Annotated in this window: 6 protein-coding genes; 3 read left to right on the top strand and 3 right to left on the bottom strand. The window is 66.2% G+C overall.

The genetic code is table 11. The features are described 5' to 3' along the window. Positions 1 to 412, top strand: a 412-nt coding sequence (locus tag AWB81_RS02245; RefSeq protein WP_445344332.1) for an aldose epimerase family protein, incomplete at its 5' end; no start/stop codon positions are given. Here the strand turns inward: AWB81_RS02245 and AWB81_RS02240 are convergent. Further along, a complete protein-coding gene (locus tag AWB81_RS02240) occupies positions 404 to 1,273 on the bottom strand; it encodes a LysR family transcriptional regulator (protein WP_062632257.1) in 870 nt (289 codons plus the stop codon). The two genes, AWB81_RS02245 and AWB81_RS02240, sit on opposite strands and share 9 nt — an antisense overlap. Positions 1,274 to 1,366: 93 nt before the next feature. Here AWB81_RS02240 and AWB81_RS02235 point away from each other — a divergent pair, with 93 nt between their 5' ends. After that, positions 1,367 to 2,356, top strand: a complete 990-nt coding sequence (locus AWB81_RS02235; protein ID WP_062632256.1) for a zinc-dependent alcohol dehydrogenase family protein — start codon at positions 1,367 to 1,369, stop codon at positions 2,354 to 2,356. A gap of 8 nt (positions 2,357 to 2,364) precedes the next feature. Here the strand turns inward: AWB81_RS02235 and AWB81_RS02230 are convergent, their stop codons facing one another. Further along, positions 2,365 to 3,858, bottom strand: a complete 1,494-nt coding sequence (locus AWB81_RS02230; RefSeq protein WP_062632279.1) for a PQQ-binding-like beta-propeller repeat protein — start codon at positions 3,856 to 3,858, stop codon at positions 2,365 to 2,367. A 706-nt stretch (positions 3,859 to 4,564) separates the two neighbouring features. On the opposite strand from AWB81_RS02230, the gene AWB81_RS02225 reads away from it, so the two are divergent. Then, positions 4,565 to 5,176 carry a histidine phosphatase family protein gene (locus AWB81_RS02225; protein ID WP_062632255.1) on the top strand — a complete coding sequence of 204 codons (612 nt, stop codon included), beginning with the start codon at positions 4,565 to 4,567 and terminating at the stop codon, positions 5,174 to 5,176. Positions 5,177 to 5,314: 138 nt separating this feature from the next. On the opposite strand, the gene AWB81_RS02220 is transcribed toward AWB81_RS02225, so the two are convergent. Continuing rightward, positions 5,315 to 9,439 (bottom strand): CheR family methyltransferase, encoded by a 4,125-nt coding sequence (locus AWB81_RS02220; RefSeq protein WP_062632254.1) that lies wholly within the window; start codon positions 9,437 to 9,439, stop codon positions 5,315 to 5,317.

Genomic DNA, 9,439 nt, shown 5'->3' with positions numbered 1-9,439 from the left:
GGTTGCTTCCGGCTGGAGCATTTGCCGGGTGGGACTTACACCCACTGGAAAGCGCCACCTTTTCACGGCGCACACCCGACTCGGTCCTCACGCGTGCATCCTGCAACTGGCGTCGCCGCAAGGCATGTCCGCCGACGCGTTCGATCTCGACAACAACTTCGCCGGCTGGTCGCGCAGCGCGACCATCGCGTGGCCCGACGAAGCGCGCGCCGTGACGCTCAAGGCCGACGCGCCGTTCGATCACATGGTTCTCTATGCACCCGCTGGCGAGCCGTCTCTGTTGTGCGTGGAGCCGGTGACGAACACCGTCGACTGGATCAATCTCGACGCGCCAGTGCAGCATAAAGGCGGATGCGTGCTGGCACCCGGCGAATCGGTGAGCGCGTCGTTCGCCTGGCTGCCGTCACGCTGAAGTCAGCGCGTCCACCACGGCGCCGATCAGCGCGCGCAGCCGCGCGAGCCGCCGCAAATCGCGGTGATAACCGATCCACACGTCACGCCCCGGCGGTGCTTCGCCGAGATCGATGCGCGCGAGGCCAGGCGTCGCATCGCCGAGCAGACACGGCAGCACCGCAAAGCCGCCGCCCTCGGCGCACATCCGCGCCTGCGCGCCGCGGTTGTTGCTCGTGAACGCGATGCGCGCCTTCGGCAGCTTGCGCTTGATCCACTCGACATCCGGCAGCGCACCGAATGCGCTGTCCATGCTGATGAGCGTCTGACCGTCGCCGGAACCCGCGACGGGCGCGACGAGATCCGCGTGGCCGTAGAGCGCGTAGTCCATGCGCATGAGCTTGCGCTGCACGATGTCCGGCTCGTCGAACGGCGTGATGCGCACGGCCAGATCCGCTTCGCGGCGCGCGAGATTGAAGCGCCGCGTATCCGTGACCAGTTCCAGCGAGACGCTCCTGTGCCGCGCCAGAAACCGCGCGAACACCGGCGTGAGCACATGCTCGCCGAACCAGTCCGAAGACGACACGCGCAGCAGTCCGCTCAACTGCTCCTCGCTGCCCGCGAGCGCGCGCGAGAATCCGAGCGCTTCCTCCTCCATCCGTTCCGCGTGGCCGAGCACGGCATTGCCTTCGTCGGTGAGGACGAAGCCATCGCTGGTCCGCTGGAATAGCGTATGACCCAGCGCTGCTTCGAGCGCACGCAGGCGCCGGCCCATCGTCGGCTGCGTCTGGCCGGTCTGCTTTGCCGCCGCGCCGAGCGTGCCCGCGCGCGCCACCGCGAGGAACACGCGCACGTCGCTCCAGTCGAGTCTCATCTCATTCATTTTTGTATGGATGCCGTGCAGTAACGTCGATTTACATACTTTTTCGCATGGACGATTATGGACTCATCGAATCCACTGCAAAAGGACCCTGTCATGTCGACGATGCAAGCGCTCGTGCTCAACCGCTACAATGGCCCACTCGAAATCACCGATCTGCCGAAGCCCGCACCGGCGGCCGGGCAGGTACTGGTCCGCATCGCGGCGAGCGGCCTCAATCCGCTCGATACCAAGATCCGCGCGGGCGGCGCTGCGCATGCGCAGCATCCGCTGCCGCTCGTGCTCGGCATCGATATGGCGGGCGTGGTCGAGGAAGTCGGCGCGGGCGTCAGCGCGTTCAAGGCCGGCGACGAGGTCTACGGAATGACGGGCGGCGTCGGCGGCATTCAGGGGTCGCTCGCGCAGTACGCTGCCGTCGATGCTGCACTCCTCGCGAAGAAGCCCGCGAATCTCTCGATGCGCGAGGCGGCAGCGCTACCGCTCGCGTTCGTCACGGCGTACTCGGGAATCGTCGATCGGGCGCGCTTGCAGCCGGGCCAGACCGTGCTCGTGCAGGGCGGCGCGGGCGGCGTCGGCTTCGTCGCCGTGCAACTGGCGCGCGCGCTCGGGGCGACGGTCGCGGCCACCGCCAGCGCCCGCGACCTCGATATCGTCGCGCAAGCCGGCGCCACGCCGGTCGATCATCGTGCGCGGACAGTCGAGCAATACGTCGCGGCGCTGACCGAGGGCGCCGGATTCGATCTCGTGGTGGACACGGTCGGCGGCGCCACGCTCGACGCCTCGTTCGCGGCGGTGAAGCACTTCGGCCATGTCGTCAGTGCGCTCGGCTGGGGCACGCACGGACTCGCACCGCTGTCGTTTCGCGAAGCGACCTATTCGGGCGTGTTCACGCTTTATCCGCTGCTGACAGGAAAATATCGCGCGCATCACGGCGAGATGCTGCGCGAGGCGACGCTTCTCGCGGAAGCCGGCCAACTGGCGCCGCGCGTCGATTCGCGCCGCTTCGATCTGCATATGGCGGAACTCGCCTACGACGCGATCACGAGCGGCTCGGCGCGCGGCAAGATCGTCGTCGATGTGGCGTAGGCACGCAGCTACCTCAGCAACCCGAACACCGCCACGCTGCTCGACGTGCCCACGTACACCTTGCCGTTCGCGATCATCGGCGTGATGAACTTGTTGCCCGGGCCGAACTGGTCGCGCGAACCCGACTGGTTGCTGTTGTAGAGCTCCGTCGCGAGATTGGTCGCGTCGTAGGCGTGCAGCACGGCGATCGCGCCGTTTTCGGCCGCCCACAGGAGGCCGTTCGTGGTGCCGTTCGCCGAAATGCTCGGCGTCGTGCCCGGCGAGCCGAAGCTGTTCGGCGACTGGCTCGCAGGCGTGGTCACGAGGCGCGCGTTGCTGATCCTGAACGCCTTGATGTGATCGCCGATCGAGCCGAAATACACCGTGTTGTTCCAGTACGCGGGCATGCCGAATTCCGGTCCGCTGATCTGGCCGCTGATCTCCTGGTAGATGTGGTCCGCGTTCGAATCGAACTTGCCCATCGAGTCGCGGTTCACGACGTAGATGATCGAATCCTTGCCCGCGCCGAGCGCGAGATGGTGGATCGTGCCGCCTGCGTCCGCGAGATCGGGCAGCACGAGCGCGCCGCCCGAGCCGAGATCCTCGTCGGCGTTCGATTCCTGCACCGTGTTCGACGCCTGGAAATAATCCGCGACCGAGAGCGTCGGCGACGGGCTCAGCTTCAGGAACGCGTTGCCGTAATCGCCGAGCAACGGGCGTTCGGCCGCGTTGAGCGTCGAATCGAAGGTGCCGTTGGCATCGAGGAAATAGATCGAAGTGCCGTCCGACGCCATCCCCGCGCCGCTCATCCAGATTGCGCCGCCGGAGCCGTTCGGCGTCAGGTTCAGCACGCCCGCCTGCTTGAGCGTATCGGCGCTGTACGAGATCACCCAGCCCGTATAGGGCTGGAAGTCGCAATGCGACGTCCAGCCGGTGTAGATCACGCCGTTCAGCAGCAGCAGCGACTGGCGCTCCGCATACTGCGCCGGATCGAAGACAACCCGTCCGTTCGAACTGCCCGCGCCGTTGCCCGGATAGGACGCGGTGATCTCCGTCGGTCCGCCGAAGAGTTCGGCGCCGGTGGTCACGTCGAGCGCGTGGATGCGCTGGTGGTAACCGCCCGAGCCGTCCTTCGACATCGCGACGACATAGATCGCGCCATTTGGCCCGCGCGTACGGTCGATGACCGGCGTCGCCGTGATGCCGATCTTCGGCGTGATCTGCAAGCAGCCGTGGTTATCGCTCGGCGTCTCTCCCTGGGCCAGCGCCGACACTTGCCAGAGCCGCGCGCCGGTGTCGGCGTCGAGCGCATAGACGCTCGCGTTCTCCGTGGCGATGTACAGCACGTTGTGCGTGCCGCCTGCGATCTTCATCGAGGAGAGATAGAGCGGCTCGGCATCGACGGCGCCATCGACGGCCCACACGCCGAGCTTGCCGAATGTCGCCGCCTTGACGGTCGCCGGGGTGAGCGCGGCTTCGTTCAGACGCTGACCGGTGCGGGCGATGTCGTTGTGATACGTGATGACGTCGGCGGGATTGGCGGTTGCGGTGTTGCCGCCGGTCGGCGGATTGTTCGTCGAGCCGTTGCCTGAACCGCCGCCGCCCGTGTTCGAGCCTGTGCCGGTGTTAGTGCCGGTGCCGGTGTTAGTGCCAGTGCCAGTGCCGGTGCCAGAGCCAGAGCCAGTGCCGGTGCCAGAGCCAGTGCCAGTGCCAGTGCCAGTGTTAGTGCCAGTTCCGGTGTTAGTGCCGGTGCCAGTGCCGGTGTTAGTACCGATGTCAGTGCCGCTGCCCGACGCCGGACTCGCGCCCGATGCCGCGCCCGAGCCGCTTGCCGGCGAACTGCCAGTTGTGGTTGTCGTGGCCGGCTGGCTCGAACTGCCACCGCTGCATCCCGCGAGCGCGGCGAGGAGGAGCAGCGCGCATAATCCGCCACGGAACGTCACACCAAAAGGATCCCGCAGATGCAAGCCGTTCATGAGCACTCCCCTTCCGATGACGTCGCGCTGGCGATGCTGCGCGCTCTACGATTATCGTGCTGGAGCAATGCGAGTGCCTGCGCGCGGTCCGTTTGGCACGCCTGTTTGGCGGATAAGCCGGACCGCGTGGCGAATCGGGACGGATCGCGAGCGAACCGTTCCATTTGACCCGGCCGGTCGCCGGCAGCGCTTCTGTTGCCGCCGTAGAATCGGTTGTCATTCACCGCCTTCGAGACCTCCAAGAGACCCGACGATGAACGCTCCCGCTTCCGAAGAAAACGCCGGCCAGCCCGAACTCTGGCTGATCCGTCACGGTGAAACGCAATGGAGCCTGTCGCGCCAGCACACCGGCCGCACCGACATTCCGCTCACCGACCACGGCCGCGATCAGGCCCGCATGCTCGCGCCGATCCTCGCGCAAGAGCGCTTCGACCGCGCGCTGACGAGCCCGATGGCGCGCGCGATCGAAACCTGCCGCCTCGCCGGTCTCGGCGAGCACGCCGAAGTGGAACCCGAACTGCGCGAATGGGACTACGGCATCTACGAGGGCCGCACGACGGCCGAGATACGCGACAGCGAGCCCGGCTGGTCGATATGGGATTCGCCGATACCCGAAGGCGAGAGCATCGGCGAAATCGAGGCGCGGGCGCGCAAGCTCGTCGAGCGGCTTGCCGCGTCGCGCGGACGCATCGCGCTCTTTTCGCACGCGCACTTCCTGCGCGTGCTGGCCGGCTGCTGGATCGGCGATTCGGCCGCGCTCGGCGCGCATCTCCTGCTCGACACCGCGACGATCAGCATCCTCGGCTTCGAACGCGAGACCCGCGCGATCCGGCAGTGGAACGTGCGGCATCCCGATATCGGCTGAACCTCCACGCTCACGGCAACGCGAACGCGATCAGGCAAAAATCCTGCTTGCCGCTCGCGTCGGCTTGGCTCCGTTCGGATGCCTTGGCGCAGCCGCGTCCAGCAATCCACATACGAAAGGACAAGACGGAAAATGTAATCAGGCGAGCACGCGTCGCACGGCCGCGATCAGCGAATCGAGCGAGACCGGCTTGCCGAGGTGCGCATTGAAGCCGGCTTGAAGCGCCTGCGCCGCATCCTGTGCGCGGCCGAAACCGGTGAGCGCGATCGCGGGAATCTTCGCGGTGCGCGGCGCCTTGCGCAATGCCCCGATGAGTTCATAGCCGCTCATCTCGGGCATGCCGATGTCGGAGAGAATCAGATCGAAGTCTTGCGCGGCGGTTTCGTCGAGCGCCGCGCGCGCCCGCGACACCGCGCTGACCTTCGCGCCTTCGAGTTCGAGAAGCGTGCGGAAGGCGTCGAGCGCGTCGAGCGAATCGTCGACGAGCAACACGCGCAGATCCTTCAGGATCGCCGGATCGGTCGCGCCGACGTTCACCGGCGCGTACACCGCAGGCGGGCGCTCCGGCAGGCACAGGCGGAAATGCGCGCCGTGTCCGACGCCGTCGGAGCGCGCCTCGATACGCCCGCCGTGCATCTCCGTCAGTTGCTTGACGAGCGACAGTCCGATGCCGAGTCCGCCCTGGTCGCGCCGTCCCGCGCCTTCGGCCTGGCTGAACATGTCGAAGATCTTCGGCAGGAAATCGGGCGCGATGCCCTGTCCGCGGTCGATCACATCGACGCACGCGAAGCTTCCGTCGCACGTGAGCGCGAGACTCACCTCGCCGTCCCGGAAGCTGAACTTGATCGCATTGCGCACCAGGTTCCACAGAATCTGCTCAACGCGAACCGGATCGGCTTCGATGATGGCGGGGCTGTCCGCGCCCGTCACCGTGAGCGTGATGTCGTTCGCGCGGGCGTCGATGGCGCTCGCCTCCACGACGGTATGCAGCACGGCGGCGACGTCGACCGGCGCGACTTGCAGCGCGAGCTTGCCGGTGCGCACGCGCGAAAGATCGAGAAGGTCGTCGATGATCTTCGACTGCCCGATCACCGAGCGGCGGATCGCGTCGGCGGCGCTCTGCACGAGAGGAATGTCGCGGCACTCGAAGGCGCGCGTCAGCAACTCGGCCTTCACGTGGATCAGGTTGAGCGGATTCTTAAGTTCGTGCGACAGCACCGCGAAGAATTCGTCCTTGAGCCGGTTCGCGGCCTCCGCCTGCGCGCGCACCGTGCGCTCGAAGTTCAGTTGCGCGCGCGCCATGCCTTCGGCGCTGCGCTTTTCGGTCACGTCGCGCGCGATCTTGGCGAAGCCCTTGAAACCGTCCGTGCGAATCAGCGTCGTGACGCCGCTGCAATACACCCGGCGGCCGTCGCGGCGCGTGTGCCAGCGCTCGTCCTCCACGCGGCCCTCGTCGTTCGCGCGCTGCCGCTCGGCGGCCGGCACGCCTTCCGAGCGGTCGCCGACGGTGTAGATGAGGTCGGCGGACTTGCCGATCATCTGGTCCTCTCGAAAGCCGAACACACGCTCCGCGCCCTTGTTCCAGCTGACGACGATGCCTTCGAGGTCCTGCACGACAATCGCGTAGTCGTCCGTGCTCTGCGCCGCGAGCTTCAGCCGTTCTTCGCTCGCGTGCGCCGCCTGTTCCGCACGACGCCGCGCGCTGATGTCGACGAGCGTCAGCACGGCGCCGTCGATGCGATCGTCGCCCGTGCGGTACGGCATCACACGCGCCACGTACCAGCCGCCGTCCCGCGCGCTCACTTCGCGCTGCGTCGGCTTGAGATCTTCGAAGGCGGCGGCTACGTCGTCGGCAAGTTCGGGATAGTCAAGGCGATGGGTCAGGTCGAGCAGCGGCCGGCCAATGTCCGACGCAATGATGTTGAAAATGCTCACGGCCGCGCTCGTATAGCGCTTGATGCGCATCGCGCGGTCGACGAACACCGTCGGGATGCCGGTCGACGCGATCAGGTTCTGCAGGTCGTCATTCGCCTTGTCGGTTTCCTCGACTTTTTCCTGCAGTTCGCTGTTGACCGCGATCAGTTCCTCGTTCACCGACTGCAGTTCTTCCTTGCCGGTTTCGAGTTCCTCGGTGGCGGAGCGCAGTTCCTCGTTGATCGACTGCAACTCCTCGTTCGACGCCTTCAGCTCTTCCGTCGAGGTGTTCGACTGCTCGATCGTCGATTGCAACTGTTCCTTCGTGCGGTGCAACTCCTCCTCGATCTGTACGACTGTCGAGTCGCGCGCGTCGCCGGATTGGTCCGTGCCCGAGAGCGTGACGTCGGGGGTTTCGTCGAAAAGCACGAGCACGACGTCGGTGCCCGAGGTGTCGTCGCGATACGGGCGCACGGAAATATCGACGAGAGACGCCGTCTCGCCGCGCATGAAGCGCACGCGATCCACGTCGGCATTGCCGCCGGACAGCGCCGCCTTCGACAGGGCCGCGCGCAATTCCAGCCGCAGGTCGGGATGCACGAGCTTGAGCAGGTTATGCGACGGCTCGCCGCCAACGTAGCGCAGGAAGCGGCCGGCTTCGTCGGACATGTGGAGGATTTCGCCATCGCGGTCGATGATCACGCTCGGCGGCGCGTGATGCTCGACTGCGCGCTGATGCAGCACCGCGAGCGACAGGCTGCCGGGACGGCGCGAACTCTCGGCCTCCGCGGCCGGCCGCGCACCCGCGGCGCGCGCCTCGCTCGCAAGCGGCGGCGGGGCGGGGCGCGTGAGCACCGCCGAACTTTTCACGCGATAGATGCGATGCTTCTTGTCGACGGCGACGAACAGTTCGTCGGCGAGATCCGCCGATTCGGAACTGCCGAGAAAGAGATAGCCAGCGGGCTGCAGCGCGAAGTGAAAGGTCTGCAGCACCTGGCGCTGAATCGAGCGGTCCATGTAAATGAGCAGGTTGCGGCACGACACCATGTCGAGCCGCGAGAACGGCGGATCGCGCAGGATATTGTGGGTCGCGAACAGCACTTTCTCGCGCAACTGCTTGTCGAGCACATAGTGGCCGTGGGTCTTCGTGAAGAAGCTGCGCAGGCGCGTAGACGGCACGTCCGCGATGATCGACTCCGGATAAACCGCCGCACGGGCGATGTTGATCGCGTGCTCGTCGATATCGGTGGCGAAAATCTGCAGCACCGGCAGCCTGTTGCCGGCGCCAAGCAACTCCGTGAAGAGCATCGCGTGGGAATACGCTTCCTCGCCCGTCGAGCAGCCCGGCACCCAGATGCGAATCTGGTCGTCGTGCCTCTTCGATTCGAGCAGCGATGGCCCGATTTCGCGCTCGACCGCTTCGAACGCTTCGCGGTCGCGAAAGAAATTCGTCACGCCGATCAGCAAGTCGCGCAACAGCAGCGACGTTTCCTCGGCGTGCTCTTCGACGAACTGCCGGTATGCGCGCAAGTCCGCGAGCGCGTTCACCTGCATGCGCCGCTCGATGCGCCGCAGGACCGTCGCGCGCTTGTAGTGGTAGAAGTCGTGGCCGGTGCGGGCGCGCAGCGTCGTGAGAATGCCGCGCAGCAGTTGCTCGGAGTCGATCGCCGATTCGTGCGGGGCGCGCAATTCCGGCGCCTCAGGCAGGCGAATCCGGCGCGCGTTGTGCCACAACTCGATCAGTTTCTGCGGCATGGCCGCGACCGGCAGCACGATGTCCGCCTGTCCCGTCGCGATGGCACTCTTCGGCATCTCGTCGTACTCGGCGTCGTCGGGGCTCTGGACGATCGTGACGCCCGCCTGCTCCTTGATCCTGCCGATGCCCACCGCGCCGTCGCTGCCGGAGCCCGACATGACGATGCTGATCGCGCGCTCGCGGTGATTTTCGGCGAGGCTGCGGAAAAACAGATCGATCGCGACCGGCCGGCCATGCGCGCGCTCGGCGCTGGTGACGTTGAGAAAGCCGTCGGTCATCGCGAGATCGTTCGACGGCGAAATCAGATAGACGACGTTTTGCTGGATCGGCGTCGGCTTCAGCACCTGATGTACGGGCATCTGTGTCACGCGCTGCAGGACCTGGTCGGCGCGGCTTTCGTGCTTAGGCGACAGGTGCAGCACGATCACGAAGGCCATGCCGCTGTCGCTCGGCATGTGCTCGAAAAATTTGAGCAGCGCCTGGATGCCGCCCGCCGACGCGCCAATGCCGATCACCGGAAAATTCAGGGTTGCCCGGTCGGGCGCGCCTCCGGCTTGTTCCGCTTCGGCCGCCTGCGACTTTTCGGTGTTCAT

The sequence above is a fragment of the Caballeronia arationis genome (assembly GCF_001544975.2).
GTDB lineage: Bacteria > Pseudomonadota > Gammaproteobacteria > Burkholderiales > Burkholderiaceae > Caballeronia > Caballeronia arationis.
The sequence above is the reverse complement of the archived record's forward strand: the minus strand, read 5'-3'. Positions and strand labels throughout refer to the sequence as shown.

Bases quoted from the DNA above. Each gene is read 5' to 3' on its own strand.
- AWB81_RS02240 (WP_062632257.1), bottom strand. From the start codon at position 1,273: ATGAATGAGATGAGACTCGACTGGAGCGACGTGCGCGTGTTCCTCGCG.
- AWB81_RS02235 (WP_062632256.1), top strand. From the start codon at position 1,367: ATGTCGACGATGCAAGCGCTCGTGCTCAACCGCTACAATGGCCCACTC.
- AWB81_RS02225 (WP_062632255.1), top strand. From the start codon at position 4,565: ATGAACGCTCCCGCTTCCGAAGAAAACGCCGGCCAGCCCGAACTCTGG.
- AWB81_RS02220 (WP_062632254.1), bottom strand. From the start codon at position 9,439: ATGAACACCGAAAAGTCGCAGGCGGCCGAAGCGGAACAAGCCGGAGGC.